At 61.2% G+C, this 24,702-nt stretch carries 26 protein-coding genes and 2 tRNA genes; 20 read left to right on the top strand and 8 right to left on the bottom strand.

The genetic code is table 11. From position 1 onward, the window contains the following. Positions 1-233 (bottom strand): NAD(P)/FAD-dependent oxidoreductase (locus B0G62_RS10465; protein WP_146055234.1); only part of this gene is annotated, 233 nt, incomplete at its 3' end. 177 nt (positions 234-410) lie between these two features. On the opposite strand from B0G62_RS10465, the gene B0G62_RS10460 reads away from it, so the two are divergent. Both B0G62_RS10460 and B0G62_RS10455 read left to right on the top strand, forming a co-directional pair. Continuing rightward, a complete protein-coding gene (locus tag B0G62_RS10460; protein WP_103704092.1) occupies positions 411-1,190 on the top strand; it encodes an SDR family oxidoreductase in 780 nt (259 codons plus the stop codon). Positions 1,191-1,239: 49 nt separating this feature from the next. After that, positions 1,240-1,680 carry an acyl-CoA thioesterase gene (locus B0G62_RS10455; RefSeq protein ID WP_103704091.1) on the top strand — a complete coding sequence of 147 codons (441 nt, stop codon included), beginning with the start codon at positions 1,240-1,242 and terminating at the stop codon, positions 1,678-1,680. Between the two features lie 84 nt (positions 1,681-1,764). Here the strand turns inward: B0G62_RS10455 and B0G62_RS10450 are convergent, their stop codons facing one another. Further along, positions 1,765-2,331: a PAS and helix-turn-helix domain-containing protein gene (locus B0G62_RS10450; protein WP_103704090.1), complete on the bottom strand. Its 567-nt coding sequence runs from the start codon at positions 2,329-2,331 to the stop codon at positions 1,765-1,767. Positions 2,332-2,570: 239 nt separating this feature from the next. On the opposite strand from B0G62_RS10450, the gene B0G62_RS10445 reads away from it, so the two are divergent. The 16 genes from B0G62_RS10445 to B0G62_RS10370 all read left to right on the top strand — a co-directional run bounded on the left by B0G62_RS10445 (position 2,571) and on the right by B0G62_RS10370 (position 17,483). Continuing rightward, complete coding sequence (locus B0G62_RS10445; RefSeq protein ID WP_103704089.1) at positions 2,571-3,290, top strand: CoA transferase subunit A; 720 nt, start codon at positions 2,571-2,573, stop codon at positions 3,288-3,290. Positions 3,291-3,305: 15 nt separating this feature from the next. After that, positions 3,306-3,947, top strand: coding sequence for a CoA transferase subunit B (locus B0G62_RS10440; protein ID WP_103704088.1), 642 nt, complete (start codon positions 3,306-3,308; stop codon positions 3,945-3,947). A 299-nt stretch (positions 3,948-4,246) separates the two neighbouring features. Continuing rightward, a complete protein-coding gene (locus B0G62_RS10435; protein ID WP_103704087.1) occupies positions 4,247-5,140 on the top strand; it encodes an alpha/beta fold hydrolase in 894 nt (297 codons plus the stop codon). A 108-nt stretch (positions 5,141-5,248) separates the two neighbouring features. Next, positions 5,249-5,602, top strand: coding sequence for a RidA family protein (locus B0G62_RS10430; RefSeq protein WP_103704086.1), 354 nt, complete (start codon positions 5,249-5,251; stop codon positions 5,600-5,602). A 118-nt stretch (positions 5,603-5,720) separates the two neighbouring features. Further along, entirely contained in the window at positions 5,721-7,973 is a 2,253-nt protein-coding gene (locus B0G62_RS10425; RefSeq protein ID WP_103704085.1) for a RelA/SpoT family protein, read from the top strand. 89 nt (positions 7,974-8,062) lie between these two features. After that, positions 8,063-8,139 (top strand) — tRNA-Val (locus B0G62_RS10420). Between the two features lie 313 nt (positions 8,140-8,452). Beyond that, positions 8,453-10,360 (top strand): threonine--tRNA ligase, encoded by a 1,908-nt coding sequence (gene thrS / locus B0G62_RS10415; RefSeq protein WP_103704126.1) that lies wholly within the window; start codon positions 8,453-8,455, stop codon positions 10,358-10,360. 49 nt (positions 10,361-10,409) lie between these two features. Then, positions 10,410-10,931 (top strand): translation initiation factor IF-3, encoded by a 522-nt coding sequence (gene infC / locus B0G62_RS10410; protein ID WP_084068824.1) that lies wholly within the window; start codon positions 10,410-10,412, stop codon positions 10,929-10,931. 308 nt (positions 10,932-11,239) lie between these two features. Beyond that, positions 11,240-11,437, top strand: coding sequence for a 50S ribosomal protein L35 (gene rpmI, locus B0G62_RS10405; protein ID WP_027793434.1), 198 nt, complete (start codon positions 11,240-11,242; stop codon positions 11,435-11,437). Between the two features lie 30 nt (positions 11,438-11,467). After that, positions 11,468-11,827, top strand: a complete 360-nt coding sequence (gene rplT / locus B0G62_RS10400; protein WP_004192938.1) for a 50S ribosomal protein L20 — start codon at positions 11,468-11,470, stop codon at positions 11,825-11,827. A gap of 289 nt (positions 11,828-12,116) precedes the next feature. Further along, the gene (gene pheS / locus B0G62_RS10395) at positions 12,117-13,130 is read left to right on the top strand and encodes a phenylalanine--tRNA ligase subunit alpha (RefSeq protein ID WP_167401216.1); all 1,014 of its coding nucleotides are present in this window, start codon (positions 12,117-12,119) and stop codon (positions 13,128-13,130) included. Between the two features lie 129 nt (positions 13,131-13,259). After that, positions 13,260-15,716, top strand: a complete 2,457-nt coding sequence (pheT, locus tag B0G62_RS10390) for a phenylalanine--tRNA ligase subunit beta (RefSeq protein WP_103704083.1) — start codon at positions 13,260-13,262, stop codon at positions 15,714-15,716. A gap of 93 nt (positions 15,717-15,809) precedes the next feature. Then, the gene (locus B0G62_RS10385) at positions 15,810-16,220 is read left to right on the top strand and encodes an integration host factor subunit alpha (RefSeq protein WP_103704082.1); all 411 of its coding nucleotides are present in this window, start codon (positions 15,810-15,812) and stop codon (positions 16,218-16,220) included. A gap of 143 nt (positions 16,221-16,363) precedes the next feature. Further along, the gene (locus tag B0G62_RS10380) at positions 16,364-16,762 is read left to right on the top strand and encodes a MerR family transcriptional regulator (protein WP_103704125.1); all 399 of its coding nucleotides are present in this window, start codon (positions 16,364-16,366) and stop codon (positions 16,760-16,762) included. A 79-nt stretch (positions 16,763-16,841) separates the two neighbouring features. Further along, a tRNA-Pro gene (locus B0G62_RS10375) sits at positions 16,842-16,918 on the top strand. Positions 16,919-17,108: 190 nt separating this feature from the next. Next, positions 17,109-17,483, top strand: coding sequence for a hypothetical protein (locus B0G62_RS10370; RefSeq protein ID WP_103704081.1), 375 nt, complete (start codon positions 17,109-17,111; stop codon positions 17,481-17,483). Between the two features lie 379 nt (positions 17,484-17,862). Here B0G62_RS10370 and B0G62_RS10365 read toward each other — a convergent pair whose 3' ends face one another. The 6 genes from B0G62_RS10365 to B0G62_RS10340 form a co-directional block, all read right to left on the bottom strand. Next, on the bottom strand, positions 17,863-18,042 hold the full coding sequence (locus B0G62_RS10365) for a hypothetical protein (protein ID WP_106346925.1): 180 nt from the start codon (positions 18,040-18,042) through the stop codon (positions 17,863-17,865). A 329-nt stretch (positions 18,043-18,371) separates the two neighbouring features. Next, a complete protein-coding gene (locus tag B0G62_RS10360) occupies positions 18,372-19,157 on the bottom strand; it encodes a hypothetical protein (protein ID WP_103704079.1) in 786 nt (261 codons plus the stop codon). A 2-nt stretch (positions 19,158-19,159) separates the two neighbouring features. Then, a complete protein-coding gene (locus B0G62_RS10355) occupies positions 19,160-19,453 on the bottom strand; it encodes a hypothetical protein (protein ID WP_103704078.1) in 294 nt (97 codons plus the stop codon). Between the two features lie 221 nt (positions 19,454-19,674). Beyond that, positions 19,675-19,902 carry a helix-turn-helix transcriptional regulator gene (locus B0G62_RS10345; protein WP_103704076.1) on the bottom strand — a complete coding sequence of 76 codons (228 nt, stop codon included), beginning with the start codon at positions 19,900-19,902 and terminating at the stop codon, positions 19,675-19,677. 173 nt (positions 19,903-20,075) lie between these two features. Further along, a complete protein-coding gene (locus tag B0G62_RS31145; protein WP_146055233.1) occupies positions 20,076-20,657 on the bottom strand; it encodes a hypothetical protein in 582 nt (193 codons plus the stop codon). A gap of 10 nt (positions 20,658-20,667) precedes the next feature. Further along, positions 20,668-22,014, bottom strand: coding sequence for a tyrosine-type recombinase/integrase (locus B0G62_RS10340; protein ID WP_103704075.1), 1,347 nt, complete (start codon positions 22,012-22,014; stop codon positions 20,668-20,670). Between the two features lie 690 nt (positions 22,015-22,704). Here B0G62_RS10340 and B0G62_RS10335 point away from each other — a divergent pair. Further along, positions 22,705-23,643 carry a DMT family transporter gene (locus B0G62_RS10335; protein ID WP_103704074.1) on the top strand — a complete coding sequence of 313 codons (939 nt, stop codon included), beginning with the start codon at positions 22,705-22,707 and terminating at the stop codon, positions 23,641-23,643. Between the two features lie 452 nt (positions 23,644-24,095). Next, positions 24,096-24,662 carry an acyloxyacyl hydrolase gene (locus tag B0G62_RS10330; RefSeq protein WP_103704124.1) on the top strand — a complete coding sequence of 189 codons (567 nt, stop codon included), beginning with the start codon at positions 24,096-24,098 and terminating at the stop codon, positions 24,660-24,662. Positions 24,663-24,702: the final 40 nt, after the last annotated feature.

The raw sequence follows: 24,702 nt of genomic DNA, 5'->3' as shown, positions 1-24,702 counted from the left end.
GGAAAGAGTTCGGTGATCGCGCGCGGATCCATGACCGCGCCCGAGAGGATATGCGCCCCGATTTCAGAGCCTTTTTCCAGCACGCACACGCCGATCTCGGCGCCTTTTTCGGCGGCGAGCTGTTTGAGGCGGATCGCCGCCGACAGGCCAGCCGGGCCGCCGCCGACGATCACGACGTCGTATTCCATCGACTCGCGTGGGCCGTATTGCTCCAAGAGACTTGTGGGGGTCATTAAAGCTCCTCTTGCCATTAGAATGCTTTTTTCGGGTTCGTATTGTCGGGTAACGCTCCCCTTGCCGCAACCCGACAAACCCGTATTGGCACGATCGTTCTATTTTATGCCAGAATGCCCGGCACGCTGCCGGCAGCGCATTCCGGCCTCCCGTCATCCCTTGAAGAGGAAGCGAAAATGGGCCGTTCGATCAATCTCGAAGGGAAGGTAGCGATGATCACCGGGGCGTCGAGCGGCCTCGGCAAGCGCTTCGCCCAGGTGCTCTCGCAGGCGGGCGCGAAGGTCGTGCTGGCGAGCCGGCGCGTCGAGCGGCTCAAGGAACTGCGCGCGGAGATCGAGGCCGATGGCGGCGCCGCGCACGTGGTTTCGCTCGATGTCACGGACTACCAGAGCATCCGCTCGGCGGTCGCCCATGCGGAGACCGAAGCCGGAACCATCGACATCCTCGTCAACAACTCGGGCGTGTCCACCACGCAAAAGCTTGCCGAAGTCACGCCCGCCGACTTCGAATATGTCTTCGATACCAACACGCGCGGCGCTTTTTTCGTCGCGCAGGAAGTGGCCAAGCGCATGATCATGCGCGGCAACGGCGGCGGCTCGAAGCCCGCGTATCGCATCATCAATATTGCTTCGGTGGCGGGGCTCAGCGTGTTGCCGCAGATCGGGCTGTATTCGATCAGCAAGGCGGCGGTCGTGCATATGACCAAGGCGATGGCGCTCGAATGGGGGCGCCACGGCATCAACGTCAATGCAATCTGTCCCGGTTATATCGACACCGAGATCAATCATCATCACTGGGCGACCGAGCAGGGGCAGAAGCTTGTCTCGATGCTGCCGCGCCACCGCGTGGGCACGCCCGCCGACCTCGACGGCTTGCTGCTGCTTTTGGCCGCCGACGAATCGGCATTCATGAACGGCTCGATCATCACTGCCGACGACGGCTTCGGCCTGACCTGAGCCCACGATTTTTTCAAACGTAACCCCGGTAACCCGAAGTCGAAGTGCAATGAGTGACTACCACCCCGTTTTTGAAATGACCATGCCGATCCGTTGGGGCGACATGGATGCGTTCGGCCATGTGAACAACACGGTCTATTTCCGCTACATGGAGCAGGCGCGGATTTCCTGGTTCGAGCAGCTTGGTGTGACCGGCGAAAGCCGCGAGAGCGGCAACGGGCAGGGACCGGTGATCGTCAACGCCTCGATGGAGTTCCTCAAGCAACTGCACTATCCGGGCGACATTGTTTGCACGATGACGGTGGGGCAGCCTGGCCGCAGCAGTTTCGACACGGGCTTCGAGCTGCGTCGCGCGGACGAACCCGATACGGTCTATGCGCGCGGTAATGCGCGCTGCGTCTGGATCGATTACGAAGCGGGCAAGTCGGTGCCGATTCCCGATCACCTGCGTGCCACCATCGAAAACGCGCCGCTCGTCAAGGCGCGCTGATTCCGCGCGATTGTCCCTTCCACGCTTGTCCCTTCCACGCGGCGCGTTCCTGCGCCGCGCCTCATTTTGCGGTATCGAGCGCGCTTACTGCCCGAGCAGCCGCTGCAGCAGTTCGGTGGCGTTGCCCGTGTCGTACTTGCGCATTAGCCGCGCGCGATAGACGTCCACCGTTCGCGAGCTGATGTCCAGAATCCGCCCGATCTGCTTGCTCGTCTTGCCCGTGACCAGTTGCGCCGCGATCTCGCGCTCGCGCGGCGTCAGTTCCACGGCCACACGCCGCGTCGCGCTCAAATCCTCGAACGTCCACACGCCCGCCGCGTGCGGCGCCGCGCGATCGAGCGAGCGGCCCGTCACATGGCACCAGAACAGCTCGCCGTTCGCACGCTTCATGATGCGGTCGTCCGCGTAGCTGCCTTGCGCCGTCATGATGGGCGGAATGCGCTCGCCAATGCGCTCGAACTCGTCCGCCGACGGATACAGCACCTGAAACGATTGACCGACCAGCGCTTCGCGGGGGCAGCGAAAGATCGCGCACACCGCCTCGTTGCAGTCCTCGATGATGCGCTCGCGCGCGATCACGAGACCGATGGGCGCGAGGTGAAAGGCGGTCTTGTAATCGAGCGCGGGAAGAGCGGTAGCGGATTCGGGCATGGCGGTTGATACGAGTATGGCTTTATGTAGTTTTGCGTATTGTGCCGCATCGCCCGCCCAGCGTACGCTTGCCAACCATTGGAGGGCCTCGCGAGGGGCGCGCCGGATTCACGGCAGCGCCGCCGGGGCATGACTAGAATGGGGCATCCGGGCGTGCGGCGCGCCTGAGTGCCGTGCTGAACAACTAGATTGATCGAACGACGCATCGACGTATTTCCATTCGAGGAAGGGACACACTGATGAACAAAGTCTATGGAAGCGCGGCTGCCGCGCTCGAGGGCATCGTCAAGGACGGCCAGACCTTCGCGGTCGGCGGTTTCGGGCTGTGCGGGATTCCTGAGGCGCTGATCGGCGCGCTGCGCGATACGGGCGTGAAGGGCATTACCTGCATCAGCAACAATGCGGGCGTGGACGGCTTTGGCCTTGGTCTGCTGCTGGAAACGCGCCAGATCAAAAAGATGGTCTCGTCCTACGTGGGCGAAAACAAGGAATTCGAGCGCCAGTATCTGTCGGGTGAACTCGAGCTCGAATTCACGCCGCAGGGCACGCTGGCCGAAAAGCTGCGTGCGGGCGGCGCGGGCATTCCGGCGTTTTTCACGAATACGGGCTTCGGCACGCTGATCGCCGAAGGTAAGGAAACGCGCCAGTTCGGCGACAAGCACTACGTGCTGGAACACTCGCTCACGGCAGACGTCGCGCTCGTGAAGGCCTGGAAGGCCGACAAGTCGGGCAACCTGGTCTATCGCCGCACGGCGCGCAACTTCAATCCGATGTGCGCGATGGCAGGCAAAATCACGGTCGTGGAAGTCGAGGAGATCGTCGAGAACGGCGCACTCGACCCGGATGCGATCCATACGCCGGGCATTTTCGTGCAGCGCATCGTCCTCAATGCGCAACCGGAAAAACGCATCGAACAACGCACCGTGCGCGCCGCGGTTGACCACTCGGCAAACGCCTAAGAAGGGAGACCGATCATGGCATGGAATCGTGACGAAATGGCCGCGCGCGCGGCGAAGGAACTGCAGGACGGCTTTTACGTGAACCTGGGTATCGGCCTGCCGACGCTCGTGGCCAACCACGTGCCGGACGGCGTGGAAGTGTGGCTGCAGTCGGAAAACGGGCTGCTGGGCATCGGCCCGTTCCCGACCGAAGACCAGGTGGACGCCGACATGATCAATGCCGGCAAACAGACGGTGACCACGCTGCCGGGTTCGTCGATTTTCTCGTCGGCGGACTCGTTCGCGATGATCCGCGGCGGCCACATCAACCTCGCGATCCTCGGTGCGATGCAGGTGAGCGAGAAGGGCGACCTGGCCAACTGGATGATCCCCGGCAAGATGATCAAGGGCATGGGCGGCGCGATGGATCTCGTCGCAGGCGTCGGGCGCGTGGTCGTGCTCATGGAGCATGTGGCCAAGGGCGACCAGCACAAGATTCTCGAAGCCTGCACGTTGCCGCTCACGGGTGTGGGCGTGGTGGATCTGATCATCACGGACCTCGGCGTGATCGAAGTGAGCGATGCGGGGCTGAAGGTGACCGAACTCGCGCCGGGCGTCACCGTCGACGAGATCAAGACGAAGACGGGCGCGCCGCTCGACGTGAGCGCCGTGAGCTGAGTGCGGTGATGGCATAGTCGCGGCAGATCGCATGGCAGAGACGGGCGGAACTTCGGTTCCGCCCGTTTTGTTTTCCGGTTTGATTTCGATGGGACCATTCTGGCGGGTTTGGATGCGCCTGAAACCTCGGCCCAACGGCATAGGCCGGATGGCCGATGGACAGGCCGCCGTGCCTGTGTCCGGCGCGGGCCGGGCGTGCGCCGAAGCGCTCTGGATCCGCCGTGCGCACCGTTCCCGCCCAGCAAAGCCGTCTACAATGGCCCCACGCCTATGAACGCTTCCAGAGCGAGGATCACGCAATGACCGTTTCGTCTGCCGTGCCGAGTCAACCGCTTCACCCGCGCCAACACACCGTCCAGTGCCTCAGTCCTTCGGGGCTGCATCGCGTGGCTTACACCGAATGGGGCGATCCCTCGAACCCCCGCGTGCTGGTCTGCGTGCATGGCCTGACGCGCTCCAGCCGCGACTTCGACCGCCTGGCGACGGCGCTGGCCGACACCTACCGCGTCGTGTGCCCTGATGTGGTCGGGCGCGGGTTGTCGTCGTGGCTCGTCGATCCGCGCGGCTATGGCGTCGCCCAGTACGTCGCGGATATGGTGACCGTGATCGCGCGCACCGGTGTCGAGAAGGTGGACTGGTTCGGCACGTCGATGGGCGGTCTGATCGGCATGGCGCTTGCCGGGCTGCCCGACGCGCCCATCGGCCGCATGTTGCTGAACGATATCGGCCCGCATATCGAGCCGGCATCGCTTGAGCGCATCGGCGAATACGTGGGCCGCGACGTGAGCTTTTCATCGCTGCAGGAAGGGATCGACAACGCCGCGCTGCTGGCGGCCTCGTTCGGGCCGCTTACGCCCAACGAATGGCGCGAGATCAATACGCCCTTGCTGCATGAGGTGGACGGCGTCTGGCGCTACCGTTACGACCCGCGCATTTCCGAAGGCTTCAAGGGCGTGACGCCCGAGCAGAACGAGCAGGGCGAACAGTTCCTGTGGCGCTCGCTCGCGGCGTTCAAGGGGCCGGTGCTGGCGGTGCGCGGCGAGCTTTCCGATCTGCTTTCGCGCGAGACCGTGGCGAAAATGGCAGCGACGGGCCAGCAACTCACGAGCGTCGAAATTGCCGGCGTGGGGCACGCGCCGGCCTTCCTCGCCGCCGACCAGATTGAGATCGCGCGCCGTTTCTTCGCCGGATAACCCGTCGGCGCGTCATAATATTGGATTGTCCGGCGCCTCGGCGCCCTGGAAAGGACGCCCCGGGGCGCGCCAGACGCCTCCAGGCACTCAACTTCAACAGGAAAATTCATGGCAGTCATTCGTCACCACGTCGGCCCGCGTCTTTCGGAAACCGCCATCCATAATGGCACGGTGTATCTGGCCGGTCAGATCGCCGAAGACACGAAGCAGGACATCGCTGGCCAGACGCGTGAAGTGCTGGGCCATATCGATCGTCTGCTGGGCGAGGCAAATAGCGACAAGTCGCTGCTGCTGTCCGTGCAGATCTATATCGCCGACATGAAGGATTTCCCGGGCATGAACGCCGAATGGGACAAGTGGGTGGCGCAGGGCGCCACGCCGCCGCGCGCGACCGTCGAAGCGAAGCTCGCGAATCCGGAGTGCCTCGTCGAAATCGTCGTGGTGGCCGCGCAGCGCGATTGAGCTTGAAACAAGCCTGAACGGCCGCGTGAAGAAGCGCGGCCGCGCTGCACTTCAGACCATGGTTGGACTGTTTTACCGTAGTTAGCAGCCCGTCCGGCAAGCCGGCGGGCGATGTCTCATGAGCAGCGACACCTTACCTCCCGTTCCCGCCGAAGTTTCCACGTCCGCCGCGCTGCCGTCGCTCGACGATACGCTCGCGTTCGTGCGCGAGCATGCCGGCGACGCGCGTCTGTCGACGGGCGAGCCGCTCGTCGAACACGCGCTGGGCACCGCGTCGATCATGAGCCGCCTGAACGTCGATCCGCCTGCGGTGCTGGCGGCGGCGCTCTTCAACATCGCCCAGCATCTCGACGATCCGGAAGCGACGCTCGAGGCGCGATTCGGCGCCGAGGTCACGAAGCTCGTGTTCGACGTGCGCAAGCTGCTGCGTCTGGGCACGGTGAGCCTGCGGGCGGCCGCGCAGAACGCGGCGCCTGAAAGCGGGCGCGAAAGCCGCGATGCGCAGGCCGCGCGCCGCGCTCAGGTCGAATCGTTGCGCAAGATGCTGCTCGCGTTCGCGCAGGACATCCGGGTGGTGCTGATCCGGCTCGCGTCGCGCCTGCAGTCGCTGCGCTACTACGCGGCGGCCAAGGTCACGCCCGCACCGGAGATTGCGCGCGAGACGCTGGACATCTATGCGCCGCTTGCGAACCGCCTGGGCATCTGGCAACTGAAGTGGGAACTCGAAGATCTCGCGTTTCGCTTCGAGGAGCCGGTTACCTATAAGCGCATCGCGAAGCTGCTCGACGAAAAGCGCGTCGAGCGCGAGAGCTATGTGACCGAAGCCATCGCTCGGCTTCAGCACGAACTCGCGGCCGCGCACATCGACGCCGAGGTCAGCGGGCGGCCCAAGCACATCTACAGCATCTGGAAGAAGATGCGCGGCAAGGACATCGACTTCGCCGAGCTGTATGACGTGCGCGCGTTTCGCGTGATCGTGCGCGACATCAAGGATTGCTATACGGTGCTGGGCATCGTGCACAACCTGTGGCAGCCGGTGCCGCGCGAATTCGACGACTATATTTCGCGGCCCAAGCCCAATGGCTATCGCTCGCTGCATACGGTCGTGGTGGGCGACGACGGGCGCGCGTTCGAAGTGCAGATCCGCACGCAGGAGATGCATCAGTTCGCGGAATACGGCGTGGCCGCGCACTGGCGCTACAAGGAAGCGGGTGCGAAGGGCTACGGCGGTCAGGTCAGCGCGAACAGCAGTTACGACGAGAAAATCGCCTGGCTGCGCCAGTTGCTCGCGTGGAAGGACGACGTGGCCGATGGCCGTCAGCCGTGGGAGCAACTGCGCCAGGCAACGCTCGACGACGACCATATTTACGTGCTCACGCCCCAGGCGCGCGTGATCGCGCTGCCGCAGGGCGCGACGCCGCTCGATTTCGCGTATCACCTGCATAGCGAGCTGGGCCACCGCTGCCGTGGCGCACGCGTGGACGGCGCGATGGTGCCGCTCAACACGCATCTGCACAACGGTCAGACCGTCGAGATCATTTCGGTGAAAGAGGGCGGGCCGTCACGCGACTGGCTCAACCCGCAGCTCGGCTATCTGCAGAGCCATCGCGCGCGGCAGAAAGTACGCGTCTGGTTCAACGCCATCGAGGCGCAGGAAAATATCGCGAACGGCCGTGCGATGGTCGAAAAGACCTTGCAGCGCGAGGGGCGCACCTCGGTCAATCTCGACCAGCTCGCGGCCAAGCTCGGCTTCAAGTCGACCGACGAGTTCTTCAGCGTGGTCGGCAAGGAAGAGTTCAGTCTGCGCTATGTCGAGCAGGCGTTAAGCGACGCGCCCGCGCCCGAACCCGAAGAAGAAACGCCCGAGCAACTCACCAAGCGTGCGAGCGGTTCGAACGTCACGCATGGCGGCTCGTCGGGCGTGCTGGTGGTGGGGGTCGATGCGCTTCTGACGCAGCTTGCGCGCTGCTGCCGCCCGGCGCCGCCCGATGGCATCTGCGGTTTCGTCACGCGCGGCAAGGGCATGTCGATTCACCGCAGCGATTGCGCGACTTTCCAGCGCATGGCGCGCCGCTCGCCCGAACGCGTGCTCCAGACCACGTGGTCCGCCGACGTGATGGGCGGTCGTGGGCAGTCGGTCTATCCGGTCGATATCTCGATCGAGGCCACCGACCGCCAAGGCCTGCTGCGCGATATCTCCGAAGTGTTCGCACGCGAGAAGATGAACGTGATCGGCGTGAAGACGCAGACGCGCCGCAACGCGGCCTATATGTTGTTCACGGTCGAGGTGTCGAGTTCGGCGCAGATCCAGCGCGCCTGCGTGCTGCTGGGCGAGGTCGGCGGCGTCCTGCGCGCATCGCGTAAAGGGTAGCCGAGGGTTAGCCGAGGACAAGTGCTTTTGCCGCAGCGCAAAAAAGCACTTGCCAAGTCCACGAAAGTGTCATATAGTCTTGCTTCTTCAGGCTCGTAGCTCAGCTGGTTAGAGCACCACCTTGACATGGTGGGGGTCGTTGGTTCGAGTCCAATCGAGCCTACCAACGAAATCGAAGTTGCGATGCGTGTGTTAGCATCGGGGCTTCATGTGCAGCAAAAGCGCTCTGCGCTCAAGGCGAATACGGTTATGACACCGCGAACGTTGACCGAAACTACTTCGGAACGACGCTAGTCGAGGACCTCTTTCGCCCTGCAATCTGGTTTGAAAAGTGAATGCGGCCCCTCGAAAGCGGGGCCGCATTTTTTTTCGCCGCGAAATTTTCGCGGGTCGCCGCGGGTGGCTGGCAGTTGGCCGTAAGCGGCGATCTCCCCCGAACACAATACGATGTGCCGTGCGCGGCGCTTCTGGAGAAAAACATGGTTGCGATACGTCTGCCTGACGGTTCGGTTCGACAGTACGATCATCCCGTCACGGTCGCCGAAGTGGCGGCTTCGATTGGCCCCGGTCTCGCCAAGGCGGCGCTCGGCGGCAAGCTCGACGGCGAGCTGGTCGACACGTCGGCGCTGATCGATCGCGACGCAACGCTTGCCATCGTCACGGAAAAGGACGCCGACGGCCTCGACATCATCCGTCACTCCACGGCGCACTTGCTGGCGTACGCGGTCAAGGAACTGTATCCGGAAGCGCAGGTCACGATCGGCCCGGTCATCGACAACGGTTTTTACTACGACTTCGCCTACAGCCGTCCCTTCACGCCCGAAGATCTCGAAAAGATCGAAAAGCGCATGCAGGAACTCGCGAAGAAGGACGAGCCGGTTTCGCGCCGTGTCGTCACGCGCGGCGAGGCGGTCGATTACTTCAAGAGCATCGGCGAGAAGTACAAGGCCGAGATCATCGAATCGATTCCCGGCGATCAGGACATCAAGCTGTACTCGCATGGCGGCTTCACGGATCTGTGCCGTGGCCCGCACGTGCCGTCGACGGGCAAGCTCAAGGTCTTCAAGCTGATGAAGGTTGCGGGCGCCTACTGGCGCGGCGACGCGAAGAACGAGCAACTGCAGCGCATCTACGGCACGGCCTGGACGAAGAAGGAAGATCAGGAACTGTATCTTCACAACCTCGAAGAGGCGGAAAAGCGCGATCACCGCAAGCTCGGCAAGCAACTCGACCTGTTCCACATGCAGGACGAATCGCCGGGCATGGTGTTCTGGCACCCGAAGGGCTGGACGCTCTGGCAGCAGGTCGAGCAATATATGCGCGCGCGCCTGCGCATCGCCGGCTACGACGAAATCAAGACGCCGATGATCATGGACCGCTCGCTGTGGGAAGCGTCGGGTCACTGGCAGAACTACCGTGAAAATATGTTCACGACGGAGTCGGAAAAGCGCGACTACGCCGTCAAGCCGATGAACTGCCCGGGTCACGTCCAGGTGTTCAATCACGGCCTGCGTTCGTACCGCGATCTGCCGCTGCGTTACGCGGAATTCGGTTCGTGCCACCGCAACGAGGCATCGGGCGCGCTGCACGGCCTGATGCGCGTGCGCGGCTTCGTCCAGGACGACGCGCATATTTTCTGTACGGAAGACCAGATCATCGCCGAATCGATCGCCTTCAATACGCTGGCGATGAGCGTCTACAAGGACTTCGGCTTCGAGCACATCGACATCAAGCTGTCGCTGCGCCCCGATTCGCGCGCCGGCACGGATGAAACGTGGGATCGCGCCGAACAGGGTCTGCGTGACGCGCTGACGGCCTGCGGTCTGGAGTGGGAAGAGCTGCCGGGCGAGGGTGCGTTCTACGGTCCGAAGGTCGAGTACCACATCAAGGATGCGCTCGGCCGCTCGTGGCAGTGCGGCACGTTGCAGCTCGACATGGTGCTGCCGGAGCGTCTGGGCGCCGAGTACGTGGCGGAGGACAACAGCCGCCGTCGCCCGATCATGCTGCACCGCGCGATCCTCGGTTCGATGGAGCGTTTTCTCGGTATTCTGATCGAGCACCATGCTGGTGCAATGCCGTCCTGGCTGGCTCCGGTGCAGGTCGTTGTGATGAATATTGCGGAGAGTCAGGCCGAATATGCCGCTAATCTGACCCAATCGTTGCAAAAACAAGGGGTTAGAGTGCAGGCCGATTTGCGCAACGAGAAAATTAGCTATAAAATACGCGAGCACACGCTTGAGAAGGTCCCGTACCTGCTGGTTGTCGGCGACAAAGAGCGTGAAGCACAAACGGTAGCCGTGCGTGCCCGTGGCGGTGTCGATCTGGGCGTGATGCCTGTCGATACCTTTGCTGAGCGTCTGGCGCAGGACGTCAGTTCGTTCAGGTAAGCCACCTGGCAGCGCGGCTCGTTTTTTTAATTTTTAGAGGAAACGTAACATCGCTACGGATAAGTCGCATCGCATCAACGGTGAAATCACTGCACCCGAGGTGCGTCTCGTCGGAATCGAGAACGAGCCGCTCGGTATCGTAAAGCTGGCTGATGCGTTCCGCATGTCGGAACAGCAAGACGTCGATCTGGTTGAAATTGCCCCGCAGGCTGTGCCGCCCGTGTGCCGCCTGATGGACTACGGCAAGTTCAAGTACCAGGAATCGAAGAAGCAGCACGAGGCCAAGCTCAAGCAAAAGGTCATCCAGGTCAAGGAAGTCAAATTCCGCCCGGGTACCGACGACGGCGATTACAACGTCAAGCTGCGCAACCTCATCCGATTCCTCGATGAAGGCGACAAGACGAAGATCACGTTGCGTTTCCGCGGCCGCGAAATGGCCCACCAGGAAATCGGCATGCGCATGCTCGAGCGCCTGCGCACCGACCTCGAAGAAGTCGGTCAGGTTGAGCAGATGCCGAAGATGGAAGGGCGCCAGATGATCATGGTGCTCTCGCCGAAGAAGAAGAAGTGATGCGGCGCGCGGCGTAGTGTTTTTTCACTGCACTGCGCGACGTTTCAAGCAGTTCTCGATGTCTCGTGCGCTTCACGGAGCATGCAGACATGCAGCAGGTTCCGGAAATGGCGCCCGCGCGCTGCACGCAAGTGCGGCAGGTGGACGTTTTTCCTGAAAGCGGCGGCCAGTTCGTTTTTTGATCTGGCTGGCTGCAAAACAAGTGGAGTGGGTTTCGAAGGGCGGTATGAGGGCAAAAGCGCAAGGTGTCGAAGCCGCGCGTGGGAGCCAGCTGCACACCCATGTCCATCAAATAAATGGAGTTTTTCATGCCCAAGATGAAGACCAAGAAGAGCGCCGCAAAGCGCTTCGTGGTTCGTCCGGGTGGTACCGTCAAGCGCGGTCAAGCCTTCAAGCGTCACATTCTGACCAAGAAGACCACCAAGAATAAGCGTCACCTGCGTGGTGCAACGGCCGTTCATGATTCCGATCTGAAGTCCGTTCGCGCAATGCTGCCGTTCGCGTAATCCTCAACCGACAACTCATAGGAGCTACACATGCCTCGAGTCAAACGTGGGGTTACCGCACGGGCCCGCCACAAGAAGATCATCAACCTGGCCAAGGGTTACCGCGGCCGTCGCAATAACGTCTATCGCATCGCCAAGCAGGCGGTCATGCGCGCAGGCCAGTACGCCTATCGCGATCGCCGCAACAAGAAGCGTGTGTTCCGCGCACTGTGGATCACGCGTATCAATGCAGCGGTGCGTCAGCACGACATGACCTACAGCGTGTTCATCAACGGCCTGAAGAAGGCTTCGATCGAACTCGACCGTAAGGTTCTGGCTGACATGGCTGTGTTCGACAAGGCTGCATTTGCTGCGATCGTCAAGCAAGTGAAAGCCGCCGTCGCTGCCTGATCCGGGTAACTAGATCAGGTATTGCGCAGGTTCGTTGCAGCAGACATTCCGGTTGTTTCGGTGATGCTGCAACAAAAACGGGGCTCCTCACCGAGCCCCGTTTTTGTTGGTGAAGCGCTTCCTGCGCGCTTCTTGTTTTATGCGCCGCCTGATGCGGCCCATTGCGCCGTTTCATGCAGTGCCACCATGCCGTCGCGATTGTGCGTCACGATAGTGAGCCACACCTGCACACGGCGGCGTGCAATGCACCGCTCAAGTCTCAAACACTGACGCTGAAAAGATGGGATCAATGGATCTGGACCAGATTGTCGCCGACGCGCAAACCGCCTTCGCTTCCGCACCCGACGTCAACACGCTTGAAAACGAAAAAGCTCGTTTTCTCGGCAAGTCGGGCGCGCTGACCGAACTGCTCAAGGGTCTTGGCAAGCTCGACCCGGAAACGCGCAAAACCGAAGGTGCGCGCATCAACGCCGTCAAGCAGCAGGTGGAAGCCGCGCTCAATGCGCGCCGCCAGGCGCTTGCCGACGCGCTCCTGAACCAGCGTCTCGCCGCCGAGGCGATCGACGTCACGCTGCCGGGCCGCGGCACGGGCACGGGCAGCCTGCATCCGGTGATGCAGACGTGGGAACGCGTCGAGCAGATCTTCGGCTCGATCGGCTTCGACGTGGCCGACGGTCCCGAGATCGAGACCGACTGGTTCAACTTCACCTCGCTGAACAGCCCGGAAAACCATCCGGCGCGCTCGATGCAGGACACGTTCTACGTGGACGGCAAGGACGCCGATGGCCGTCAGTTGCTGCTGCGCACGCACACGAGCCCGATGCAGGTGCGCTACGCGCGCACGCACACGCCGCCGATCAAGGTGATCGTGCCGGGCCGCACGTATCGCGTGGACAGCGACGCCACCCACTCGCCGATGTTCAACCAGGTCGAAGGCCTGTGGATCGAAGAGAACATCAGCTTCGCGGACCTGAAGGGCGTCTACAGCGACTTCCTGAAGAAGTTCTTCGAGCGCGACGACATCCAGGTGCGTTTCCGCCCGTCGTATTTCCCGTTCACGGAACCGTCGGCCGAAATCGACATGATGTTCGAGCACGGCAAGAACGCGGGCAAGTGGCTCGAAATTTCGGGCTCGGGCCAGGTGCATCCGACCGTGATCCGCAACATGGGTCTGGACCCGGAACGCTATATCGGCTTTGCGTTCGGCAGCGGCCTCGAACGTCTGACGATGCTGCGCTATGGCGTGCAGGATTTGCGTCTGTTCTTCGAAGGCGATCTGCGCTTCCTGCGCCAGTTCGCCTGAATCGAAGCGACGCCGAATTCACGTCGACGCGGCACCGTCGCCTGCAGGGCGCGAGGCGGACGCTGCACCTGAAGAAGGTGCGCGAGAACCCTTCGCTGTGGTCACAATCTGTCTGGAACGTAAAACCAAATGCTATTCCCCGAATCCTGGCTGAGAAGCTTTGTCGATCCGAAGCTCACGACCGATGAGCTGGCCCACGCGCTCACCATGGCCGGCCTCGAAGTCGAAGGCCTGAGCCCGGCGGCGCCCCCCACCACGAAGATCGTCGTCGGCCGCGTGCTCGAAGTCGTGAAGCACCCGGACGCGGACAAGCTCAACGTCTGTCAGGTCGATGCCGGCACCGGCTCGACGCTGCAGATCGTCTGCGGCGCGCCCAACGTCGCGCCCGGCATCAAGGTGCCCGTGGCGCTGGTCGGCGCGGAACTGCCGCCTGCGGAAGAGGGCGGTAAGCCCTTCGCGATCAAGCTCTCGAAGCTGCGCGGCGTGGAAAGCCAGGGCATGTTGTGCTCGGCGCGCGAGCTCAAGCTCTCGGAAGACCACAGCGGCCTGATGATCCTGTCGGAAGACACGCCGATCGGCCAGGACATCCGCGAAGCGCTGAACCTCGACGACACCATCTTCGAAATCAAGCTCACGCCGAACAAGGCCGATTGTCTGTCGGTGTACGGCGTCGCGCGCGAAACCGCCGCGATCACCGGCGCGCCGCTGCAAGCGCCCGTGTTTCCGAAGGTGGAAGTCAAGCTCAACGAAACGTTGCCCGTGAAGATTTCGGCGCCGGACCTGTGCGGCCGCTTCTCGGGCCGCGTGATCCGCGGCGTGAACGCACACGCGAAGACCCCGGCGTGGATGGTCGAGCGCCTCCAGCGTTCGGGCCAGCGCAGCATCTCGGCGCTGGTCGATATCTCGAACTACGTGATGCTCGAACTGGGCCGCCCGTCGCATGTGTTCGATCTCGACAAGATCCACGGGTCGATGGATGTGCGCTGGGGCAAGAAGGGCGAACAGCTCAAGCTGCTCAACGGCAACACGGTCGAAGTCGATGAAACCGTGGGCGTGATCGCCGACGAACGCGAGATCGAAAGCCTCGCGGGCATCATGGGCGGCGACAGCACGGCCGTGACGCTCGACACCAAAAACATCTATCTGGAAGCCGCATTCTGGTGGCCGGACGCGATCCGCGGCCGCTCGCGCCGCTACAACTTCTCGACCGATGCAGGCCATCGCTTCGAGCGCGGCGTGGACTGGTCCACGACCGTCGAGCATATCGAGCGCATCACGCAACTGATCCTCGACATCTGCGGCGGCGAAGCCGGCCCGATCGACGATCAGACCGTGAACGTGCCGCAGCGCGCGCCGGTGAAGATGCGCGTTGCGCGCGCGAACCGCATTATCGGCGTGAAGATTGGCGCCGATGAGATCGCGCAGATTTTCACGCGCCTGGGCCTCACGTTCGAGCGTAGCGTCGACGCTGCGGGCGACGAGAGCTTCAGCGTCACGCCGCCGCCGTACCGCTTCGACATCGAGATCGAAGAAGACCTGATCGAAGAAGTCGCGCGTATCTACGGCGTCGAAAAAATCCCGGCGCTGCCGCCGGTGGCGCGCAGCGAAATGCGCGCGACCAACGAGACGCGCCGCTCGATTCACGCGGTCCGCCATGCGCTCGCCGCGCGCGACTACGCCGAGACGATCAACTTCAGCTTCGTCGATGCCGAATGGGAACTGGATTTCGCGGGCAACGCGAATCCGGTGAAGCTGCTCAACCCGATCGCGAGCCAGCTTTCGGTGATGCGCACCACGCTCATCGGCAGCCTCATCAACGTGCTGCGCCACAACCTGAATCGCCGCGCGGACCGCGTGCGCGTGTTCGAAGCGGGCCGCGTTTTCCTGCACGATCCGTCGATCAAGGCGGGTGAGATGACGGTGGAAGGCTTTGCGCAACCGAAGATGATCGGCGCGCTCGCGTATGGTCCCGCGCTCGAAGAGCAGTGGGGCGCGCAAACGCGCGGCGTGGATTACTTCGACGTGAAGGGCGATCTCGAAGCGCTGTTCGCGGGTCTGGGCGCGGCGAAGACGCCGCGTTTCGTGAAGGCCGAGCATCCGGCGCTGCATCCGGGACGTAGCGCGCGCGTGGAAGTCGATGGCCGAGCCGTGGGCTGGATTGGGGAGCTGCATCCGCGCTGGATGCAGAAGTACGACCTGCCGCACGCGCCGATCGTCTTCGAAGTAGAAGCCGATGCGCTGATGGCGCGCGAACTGCCGACGCCGACGGACGTGTCGAAATTCCCGCCGGTGCGACGCGATATCGCAGTGGTCGTCGATCAGAAGATCGAGGTCCAGGCACTGCTCGACGAGCTTCACAAGGGCATCCAGGAAGAGCCCGCGCGGATTGTGCAGAGGGTTGCGTTGTTCGATGAATTTCGTGCAAAATCAAATACTTCCGGACTTGGCGCGGACGAGAAAAGCCTTGCCTTCCGGGTGACCCTGCAAGATACTGGCGGGACCCTTCAGGACGAAACGGTCGATGCGGCCATCAAGTCCCTGGTGGATCGCCTGGCTCGAGTGTTTGGCGCCCGGTTGCGCGGATAAGCCTCCCGGCTTTTCCCGTACCGACATGGGCTTCCGGTTCGCGCAGTGCAGACTGCTGTGCTGGGAACCGGAAGCGCGCCATTTCATAGATAGATGAACGAAATGAACTCGAGTGATTTCGAAGCCCTACTCGCGGCACAGCGTAGCGCCATGATTCGCGATATCCCTGCCTCGTCGGCAAGCGCCGCGAACGACACGCCCACGCTGACCAAAGCCGAACTCGCGGAACTGCTGTTCGACAACGTCGGACTCAACAAGCGCGAAGCCAAGGACATGGTCGAAGCGTTCTTCGAAGTGATTCGTGACGCGCTTGAAAGCGGTGACAGCGTGAAGCTCTCGGGCTTCGGCAATTTCCAGTTGCGCGACAAGCCGCAACGTCCGGGCCGCAACCCGAAGACCGGCGAAGCGATTCCTATCGCCGCGCGCCGCGTGGTGACGTTCCACGCAAGCCAGAAGCTCAAGGCGCTGGTGGAAAGCGGCGCTGAAGCCAGCTTCCCGCGCTGATAACGCAGCAACGATCGAACAGGCATCACGGCGCGGGATGACCCGCGCCCGCCCGCACGGGTGCCAGGCAGCGGGCGTGACTGGCAACAACGGACTCTGGCGGCGACGCCACTTTGCGCAACCACCACGACGGCAACCCGGCGATGACATCGACAATCGAAAAGGTCGTCTTGCCTCCGATACCCGCCAAGCGCTACTTCACGATCGGCGAAGTGAGCGAGCTGTGCGGAGTGAAGCCCCATGTGCTGCGGTACTGGGAGCAGGAGTTCACGCAGTTGAAACCGGTCAAGCGCCGCGGCAACCGGCGCTACTACCAGCATCATGAAGTCCTGCTGATCCGGCGCATTCGCGAATTGCTCTACGAACAGGGCTTCACGATCAACGGCGCGCGCAACCGGCTCGACTCGCATGGCGCGGTCGTGGAAGAGGGGGCGCCCGGCGACGCGGAAGAGGTGCCGGTGAGCGAAGGCAACATGGCGAGCGTCGACGTCGATCAGTTGCGCAAGGAACTGCTGCACGTGCTCGATCTGCTTGGGCGGTGAGGGTTGCAAAGATTCTTTCCGACGAATTGCATCTGAGGCATTCAAATCGGCAAAAGGGTCTGTTATACTTTCTAGCTCTCGGGGCGTAGCGCAGCCTGGTAGCGTACCTGCATGGGGTGCAGGTGGTCGGAGGTTCAAATCCTCTCGCCCCGACCAGGAAAATCAACGGGTTACAGATGAAAGTCTGTAACCCGTTTTCCATTTCTGGCTTCCGTTACCGTCTGGTTACCGGATCGTCACAAACTCGCAGGTGCGAGCAACGGCCTTTGCGAAGGCCGTTAAATACGTCTCGGTGTGACCCCGTTTTATTTTTCATGGTCTAATTCTCCCGCTTACAGGAGAGACTATGAAAAATACGATACTCGCCGTGATTTTCGGGGTTGCTTCAACCGTCGCCTTCGCGCAGCAGGACAACACCCAGCTGATGATGAAGGACACCCTCTGCCAAAACGTTGCCGGAATGGCGGCGCTAGGCTACGCGTCCAGACCGACGCATCACCACTATGAACTCCAACAGGTTATCCATCTGGACGATGGCGACTTCTTGGCGCCGGTCAAGATTTGGGCGTTCAACTTCGGACGTGATGTGGCGCCTACAGAGGCAGACGCCAAGAAGATCGCCTACGGGAAGTGCTGGGACAAGGCGGATCGCGCCGCGCTACATGCCAAGCAGGGCTTGCCCCCAATGACGCTGGAAGAAGTCGACGAATCGGGCGACTGACGTTCTTATATAGAGCGGCGGGAAGCGGGCCAAGGCGCCCGCTTTGCACTACTGGAGTAAATGTAAGGATCGGGTGAAAATTTAAGCCAAATGATGAAACACTAGCCACCCGCGAAGTCTGGTTTTTCTAAGACATTGCATATTATGAAATGATCCTGCACGTACCCTCTCACCGGGATCATGGGAGGATCATTCGCGGTCGAATGCACCATCTCCCACGGATGGGCGTTACGTGTCAGAACGGCAATCGGGTGATTGCTTCGTCGTGGGACGAGAAGTGAATCGGCGTTTGATTAGCTATCAATCAACGTTGACTGATAGTAGTGTTTCGAAAACATCGTCGCGAAGACGATGCCAACCCGTTGCAGGTTTGGGGATGTTAATTGAGGTTGATGAAGCCAGCTTCTGACGTGCCGGTATCAATCAGAATCAGATTACCGCGAGTGGGGTGAGTGACGGTATGGAGCTTCGTGTTTCCGATCCTGGTCGTGTTGATGATGGACGATTCGCTGTAGAGGTCCGCGAAGTCTTCAAGGTCGATCGTTTGAATCTGCTGCATGTGGTTTGCTACTTCCATTTCTGATTGTTATTCCAGTGGCGGCGATGGACTTCGTGAAGCGCGCCGCCGTGCTCCGCTTCACTGCTGAAAACCGGGTGCCGATTGTGCCAGGTAGGTAAAAGGTTTACAAGCTCAAAGCGGGTGTTTTAATTATTTCAATATCCTTTCGATGCTGTGACGGGAACCCGGTTTATGCTGTGACAGCCGTGTAGAAAAAACACGGACTTGTCATCTCGTTTTGTCACAGCGGAAACCCTTGCTGGGTAAGGCTGGGATGGTGTGACGGGATAGCCGGGGATATGAAATATCCCCGACACAGCATGCATGCATCACTGCATGTCGTTGCGAGCGTCATTCGTACCCCGGCGCTTGCGTGACTCTGGGATGTGCCGACGCACCCATTCGACATCGCGATCCGCGACACTTCGGGAGATTTTGTTGCCAGTCCAAAGGCCATATAAGCGCGCTGCCATCGTCGGACTTTTTCCGGCCATCTCACTACATACCCAAACTCGATAGCGGCGTTCAAGAGTCATTCTCGCGTCGCCTTCGTGCCGTCGCTGCATCGCCTTCGGCAGTTCGTCCATGATCGCTTTTCGAACGTTGACGCGGCGACGATCAAGGCCTTGCGCCGCCAGCTTGATTGGCTGACTACGCAAGACGTTGCATTCCCATTGCTGATCGACAGTAAGCGCCAGCTGCTTGACGGTCTTCCACGTTGCCCCTTGATGCGACGACGACCAATAGTATTCTGCGCTCGCAAGCCAGCGCCAGTCATCGGCCTGGAGCAAAGACGCATATCCGCCACGCACTTGCTCTGCATGATCGGGATAGCGCATTGCCAGCCATTGCAAGTCATAGGCGGACAGATCGAACCGTTGCGACTCGTCAAGCTCTCCTAGCCGGTAACGTTCATCCCGGCGAAAACAAGGTGGTATGCCGTGCGCCGTGAGCGCTTCCGAGAGGAAAAATGCCTTCCGGCGCTCTCTTAAGGTGAACGCCGCGCGAAAGTTGAGCAGAAGGCGTTCGCGCGGCGTTGCTGCAACGTTGGATCGAATACGATCCAACGTCGAGCAATCGATTGCGCCCAACAGGGGGGACAACGGCGCGAACATGCTTACCTATCATCCAGACCGGGCGCCGACAGCATGTGAACCGCGCCGGGTGTGCGGTCCTTCACGGCAAAGAAGGGTATGCCGCCACGCTCCGAAGAAAGATAGCCTTCGATATATTCGAATGCCTCGAAGCCTTCTTCGTGGACAACGATTTCGGCCCCGGAAAGTGCGTCCGCGAGTTGGGCATCGTCAACTGGGTAGTAGCCGGAACCTGTGAACGGCCCCCAGGTGGTTGGATCGTCCATAGTCGCCCGTTCGGTGATGCGTGCAGCGTCGAAGTGGTTGGCGTCGATCATGCCGCCTCCCTTGCTAGGGCGCGAATAGACTCGCATCGCGCTACGTAGCAATCCCATCCGGCGCGGGCACGGCCTAGCATTTCCTCCCGCATCTGTAGTGCCAAGAATTTGAAGTTCGAGTCTGGAATCGTCTCAAGCTCGGCGATTGCCGCCAGCAAGTGCCGTTCGGTCGCTTCGAAATGCCGTTTGATCTCTGGATTCATGGATGCCGGCCCTATCGCTCAGTGGCTGTTGGACGCGACGCGCTTGGATTCAAGCCACGCATCAAGCTCATCGCGCATATACGCGACTCTGTTCGCCGACAGTTGCACGGCGACCGGGAAAGTTGCGTCTTTCTTCCGCAACTCGAAGAGCGTCGAGTAGCCGATGCCGATATATGCGGCGGCTTGGCGGGCGGACAGGCCGCGCGGTTGGATGTTGGTCGCGCGAGTGGCGGCGCGCGGAGGCATGAGATTTGAGACCTTCTGAGTGCTGCTAGTAGTCACAATCGAACCTATCGAGGAAGTCCGGACTCCACCGGTGGAATCCGTAGGGGTTCGATTTTCGATGAGATTCCAGCGCTTCTGAAGTAAGACCGCTCGGAAGACCCCCTGAGGGGATTTCCGGGCAACTTCGTTTGCAATTAGTGCGGCGGCACTGCAGTCGCGTTATTTTTTCGGCGGTTTATTTCCGTTTTTTTAAACCAGTCGGCTGCGGAAATGGGAATGTCGAACCCGTACTTATTCAACGCTGGAATCACAGGTCTTTGCATTCTCTCGTAATCTACTTCAAGCGTTGCGAGAGGGGCTGCGACTTGGCGGCGGCCCTTGCGCCAGAGCTTCAGCGTCCGCTCAATCCGCAACGGGCTAGGGCCAAGGGCCGCCACTGATTTGACTCTCTTATGGCCTTGTGTTTCGGATTCCGCGTGGTATGCCCAATATGCAAGCTCAAGCGACTCAAACAGAGGGCGTTCTTGGTTATTGCACGTCTTGAACACTATTGCAGCGCGACTGGCCGCCCATTCCTTTACTTCAGGGGGCGACGGGCGTTTCGTGTTATCCCACGCTGGTTTCAGCGCTTTCTCGCTCACATTTCGAAGCACGGATTCGGCGAATGCAGCCAAAATCTCCACGTGTTCACGCGAATGTGTTCTATCGCCTACTCGGTCTATCGCTTCCGAAATACTCCGTCGCACGTCACCGCCATTCAATGTGGCATCCGTCATTTGCTTATCCTCATGCGTTTGCTGCACGTCCCGCCAGCGTAACTACGTTGTCGACATCATCGCGCGTGAGCAGGTCGAGCCGGTCGCCCAGCTTCTGCCACGCTTCAATCTGTTCCTGTTGCCGGATCGCCCGCTGATAGGTGCGCTTGATCTTGTTCTCTTCCGTGTGATTCAGGCACTTCTCAATCACATCGCCGTGAACGCCCAATTCGCCCATGAGGGTGGACCCTGTGCGCCGGAGGTCGTGTGGGGTCCACGTGCCGCCCGGAAGGGTTAGGGCGGTCGTCAGAGCGGTTCCATTGGTCTTTGTCTTCCCGCGTTGCCGGTCGTGAAGCTGCTTCGTGATCGACTTCGAGCAAACCGCGCGGGATGGCTCATCGGTATCGATGTTGCGTGCCGGGAACAGCCACACTGGATCATCCGAAAGCGCCAATAGTTCGCCCATGTGCAGCGCGGCGAAGTCGCTCAGGTAGACCGTGTGCGGCTTTCCATTCTTCGAATGCTCGGCAGGGATGATCCATGTTCCGGCGTCGATGTCGATATCCGCCTTGCGCGCGTTCGTGAGTTCGCCGATTCTGGCGAGCGTCGAGAGCATCACCCAGACAGCGTGCTTGGTCGAGGTAAGCAGGTTTGCTGCTTCGAGCTTCTCCGGGAGTTCTTTAATCTCCTCTTCCGATAGCGTGCGTTCGCGCTCTGCATCCTTGCCGCCTACGTCCCGTTTCTTGATGCCGTAGGTCGGATCAACTTTGACGATTTCCCGAACGGCACCAAATCCGAACATCTGCCTCATTTCCGCCAGCAGTCGGTTTGCGAGCCGGTTTGCGTTTCGCGCCTTCACTCCGTCGAGGATCGCCATAATGTCGGCGCGTGTGATGTCGTCGGCGTGCCGGTTGCCTATCGCGCTCAGAACGTCCTTTTCAAGTCCGCGCTTCGTTTCGGCGCCGCCGTCCTTCCGGCTTGACAGTTCGGCGGTCGCCCATTGTTCGAACAGTTGGCGGACTGTCTTGCGGCGATTGCGCGCTTCTTGTTCGTCGCGCTCGCGTTGCCTTGCTCGCTCTTCGGCGGCCCGGTCGTCTGCGATCTTTTGCTGGTAGTCGGTGCCGCTGCGGGCGAGGGCGCGAATGCCTGCTGCCTCGATACGTGCATCCTCAAGTGAGAGATGGCCGTCGTCCGTCCGTTGCCCGTATCGGCGCGGGAGTGTGACAGTCGTTTCCTTCCCGTTGGCCGTGTATTTGATCTGCCAGGACTTTGTGCCGTCAGTGGCAATGCGAAGCCGTAGACCGTCGCCGTCAGGTTTGTGATACGGCTTCTCAGCCGGTTTGAAGCTCTCGATGGCGCGCACCGTCAGCTTTCCCATGTTTTCTCCGTTACCGTCCCGTTACCGTCTGGTTACCGGAAAATCTTTGGTTTGGCTTAGATGGGGGCAGACTGAGCCAGAGTGCGAATACGGCTCAAATCCCCGTCTGACAAGGATTTCCCAGAGCGGGGCAGTTTATACCGGATGCGGAAAGAGTGCGAGTTGCCTTTATGGGGTGCAGGTGGTAGGAGGTTCAAATCCTCTCGCCCCGACCAGAACAGAAACCCGCACGGTGTCAAAACCGTGCGGGTTTTTTCATTTGCGCTCGAAAAAGGCGGTGCCAGGTCGAGCGCGAAGAAACGTCGGTGAGTTTTCCCGATACCGCTTCCTACGCGCCTCCTCAACAAATCCCACAATTCCCTCGCCCTGCCAGCCTACTAAGGCTTTTCATTCATAGGGTTAGCGCCAGGTCGCCCGGGAATGACTGAGCAAGAACCGGCTGTTAGTTTTTCTCACATATCGATGAGAATCATTCGTTATGAGAGACGCGCCGCGCCCCTTACGATTAGCGCAATTCCGCCGGTGTTTCTGTCACGTTCCGTATGTCGCCGCTATGGCGTCAATATGCGGGTCTTGCGCATTCCGCCTTCGCGGCAGGTGCGGGCATGCCCGGATGCCTCAGCCAGGCAAGAAAATCAGGCACAACAAGGCTAACCAGGCATAACAGAGCGCTCGTCAGCGCCACTCCCCATGAATCCGATCCAACTCGCTCAGCTTATTTTTCTTGCCTCCCTATGGGGTGGCTCCTTTCTCTTTATCCGCCTCGGCGTGGTCGATCTGGGCGTGGCGCCGCTGATGGCGCTGCGTGTCGGTATCGGCTCGCTGTTCCTGCTGCTCGTGCTGTTTTCGCGCCGCTCGCCACGCGAGGCGCTGGCCACGTTGCGCGCGCGCGCCTGGCCGCTGCTCGTGGTGGGCATCCTCAACTCGGCCGCTCCGTTCTGTCTCTTTGCGTGGGCGGAACTCACGCTTTCTGCGGGCGTGACTTCGGTGATCAACGCGACGACGCCGTTGTTCGGCGCCGTGGTCGCCTATGTGTGGCTCAAGGACCGGCTGAGCGGCCCGCGCGTGGTCGGTCTGGTGATCGGTTTTCTCGGCGTGCTGGCGCTGGTCTGGGATCAGATCGCCACGCGCGCCGGTGACGGCGCGAGCACGTCGGCCACCTTGCTGGCGGCGCTTTCCGCACTTGTCGCCGCTGCGCTGTACGGTGTCGCGGCGAGCTACACCAAGCGCCATCTGACCGGCGTCGATCCGCTCACCGTCGCGGCCGGCACCATGACCGCAGCAACCGTCGTGCTGGCGCCTTTCGCGATCGCCACGTGGCCGCATGCCGCCGTGTCGCTGCACGCCTGGGCCGCGGCGCTCGCGCTGGGCATCTTCTGCACGGGCGTCGCGTATCTGATGTTCTTCCGCCTGATCGCGGCGATCGGTCCGGCTCGCACGATCACCGTGACCTTCGTGATTCCCGTGTTCGGCATTCTCTGGGGCGCGCTTTTCCTGGGCGAGCACGTGTCGATCGGCATGGTCGAAGCCTGCTGCACGATTCTCGTGGGGACGGCGCTCGCGACCGGCTTCATCAAGCGTCTGCCCGGTTTCGGTCCGCGTGCGGATCGCGCCAGCGCCAAGCAGTAAATCCGTTTTCTCCTCCCGTTTGATCGTTGCGCGCACATCCATGTGCGCGCAACGATGTCTCGTCTCCGAACAATCGTCCTCACATTTGCCTGTGTCGTTTAATCGCGCTTTCGCTGCGCGAGATTCTCGCGCCCGGGATATCGATAATCCCCGCCATTGATTGGAATTAAATCCGGCGATTATCCGCGAGTGATTTCCTTTTCGGCTCGCATGGATTCCATTGAAAGCATTAAGTCAGCTTTGGCCTTGATGGGCGGGCGGGGGCGGGCGTGGGTGGGCGAACAAACGCAGTTGTTAAATCGCGTTTAAACTTGGCGACACATCGCGTTTTTGATTGCAAACGGCTATCAACGGCTCGGTCGATGCGCCCGTAGAAATCGTTTCGAATGGTAAGGGAGAGCTGGCCGTGCAACGGCCGCGTCGTGAAGTGTCGTTCCTTTTCGGGGATGTTCATGACAGAAAGACAAAGGGCCTGGCAGGCCCGGTTGACGCGTTGTGCGTGCGCGGCGGCGCTCGCCTTCGGAGCCGCGGCGGCGCACGCCGATCAGTTCGGCGTCCAGCTTGGCGCCGGTGTTGCGGATCATGACGTGAAGAAGCTCGATTTCGGTCTGGTCTGGGATCCGGGTTTGCAGTGGTGGCATATCGGCGGCTTCCATTTCACGGTGGTGGGTGAGTTCCACGCCGCCTACTGGAAGCTGGACGAATTGGCCGCGTCGCAGCCGAATATCTGGGAATTCGGCGTGACGCCGGTATTCCGTTTCATCAAGGACTCGGGCTGGATACGGCCATTTTTCGAGGCTGGCGTGGGCATACGTCTGCTCTCGCACGTCGAACTCACGCCTGACCGCACGCTGTCCTCCGCGTTCCAGTTTGCCGACATGGTGGGTGTCGGCGCGCAGTTCGGCGAGCACCAGAACTATCAGGTGGGCTTTCGCTTTCAGCACATCTCCAACGCCGATATCAAGACGCCCAATCCCGGCCTCAACTTCAGCCAGGTCTACCTGCAGTACAACTTCTAGGCCGCGACGGCGGGGGGGCATCCCGTCGCACCCGCCGTGC

The sequence above is a fragment of the Paraburkholderia eburnea genome (assembly GCF_002917095.1).
Classification (GTDB): Bacteria; Pseudomonadota; Gammaproteobacteria; order Burkholderiales; family Burkholderiaceae; genus Paraburkholderia; species Paraburkholderia eburnea.
This window is presented reverse-complemented; position numbering and strand designations above follow the sequence as displayed.